Source organism: Pedobacter sp. B4-66, assembly GCF_018492665.1.
Classification (GTDB): domain Bacteria; phylum Bacteroidota; class Bacteroidia; order Sphingobacteriales; family Sphingobacteriaceae; genus Pedobacter.
This window is the reverse complement of sequence record NZ_JAFVME010000033.1, coordinates 1-1,562: the sequence shown is the minus strand read 5'-3', so window position 1 is coordinate 1,562 and position 1,562 is coordinate 1. Positions and strand designations below refer to the sequence as shown.

Annotated in this window: 2 protein-coding genes; one reads left to right on the top strand and one right to left on the bottom strand. The window is 35.3% G+C overall.

Annotated features, from left to right (window positions below):
* A partial coding sequence (locus J1905_RS23505; protein ID WP_214229627.1) for a Fic family protein occupies positions 1-758 on the bottom strand: 758 nt, incomplete at its 3' end.
* A 565-nt stretch (positions 759-1,323) separates the two neighbouring features.
* Between J1905_RS23505 and J1905_RS23775 the strand changes: the two genes are divergently transcribed.
* Positions 1,324-1,452, top strand: a complete 129-nt coding sequence (locus J1905_RS23775) for a hypothetical protein (protein ID WP_284445133.1) — start codon at positions 1,324-1,326, stop codon at positions 1,450-1,452.
* Positions 1,453-1,562 lie beyond the last annotated feature (110 nt).

The following is a 1,562-nucleotide window of genomic DNA, read 5'->3' as shown; positions in this document are numbered from 1 at the left end:
ATACCCAAATTGTAGTAATATTCGTCTTTATTGGCAATGATGTATTTCGATAAGTACAAAACTGGTTGATCCAATAATCCTTTATGCACCAGATACAACAGGTTTAATATCCGCCCAGTTCTCCCATTTCCATCACGAAAAGGGTGTATAGCCTCAAATTGATAATGAGCGATACACATTTTAATCAAAGGATCGGAGGAGTGTTTTCGATCATCATTTAAATACTCCAATAGATTTTCCATTAATGGCTCAAGAACTCCCACACCTCTTGGTGGGGTGTAAATAACCTCACCTGCACGAAATTCACTTTGTCCGCGATTGATTACTGTTAACGATTGAGGAGCGCGTAAACCATCTGTAGAATTTTTGATTTTCCTGAAAATCCCCGTAATACAATCCAGATCAATTGTTGCTTTATCACGCAGCAAATCATATCCTTGCCACAATGCCTCTCTATATCTTAGCACTTCTTTCGTACCTACATTAGCATCACTTTCTTTCACTGAATCTGACACCGCCTTATACAACTCGTCTTCAGTGGTAAAAATATTTTCTATAGCCGTTGATGCTTTCGCCTCCTGCAAAGCTATCGTATTTATCAGCATATAAGGATTTGGTAATCTTTTTACTGTGCTGTTTGCTGTAGCAAGTGCCCTCGATGTAGTTACGAGTTTTTTTAAAATCTCTATATCCTCTACTTCCTTAGATGGAGGAAGCAATGGAAGGTCATTAAAAGGCTTAGCTCTATCGTAGGCCATAAACGTGTTCACTTTATAGTTAAAAACTGGACATATATACAAATTAAAGCATAAATATGAACATATTAACTATTCATGTTCATATTCTTATAAAAATTGGACACGTTACACATATGTGTCCAATTTTTAATGTGCAATTCTCTATATGTCCAGATTTTGAAATAAATAAAGCCTTCAGAATTTATCTAAAAACTTACCAGTTTATTCTAAATTTAAGTTCGTATTTTGTTGATGGCTAAATAGTAACCAAATGAAAAATACGCTCATATTTTCGAGACATTTTATAATCCACATGATCTTGAGAGCCGTGGCGGATCACAGTTCGGCAATAAGATTTATGAAGGTTTCAACTATCTCATTATCCAAAATATACTAAAAATCTATCAGAAAGAAAAGATTTACTACACGGAAGAAGAAACGAAGGCCTATACCATTGAGAACATTAAAAAAAATATTGACAAGAAATACCATGAAAAATGGCTCGCTACGATTGAAGCCGGTGGAGACGGTCAAAAACATTTTATAAATTTGGCAATATCACTCCTATCCGACAATAAATTCTATTGTGTTTGACAAAGACCTAAAGTATGCTAAAGTCTATTACAACATGATTTACGAAGGAGGTGAAGCATTCCTGAAGTTTGAAGACAATACCTGTAAACTGCTTTCCGTGAAGCGTACCTGGATTGAATAGTAAATCAAGCAAATTTAGAGTTTTGCTTAGATAAAGCTTCATTTTCGGCCATTATGCGAAGGTTATATCGCTAAGGAAGTTTCTCAATTTCCTCAGGCGACAGGTGTGTA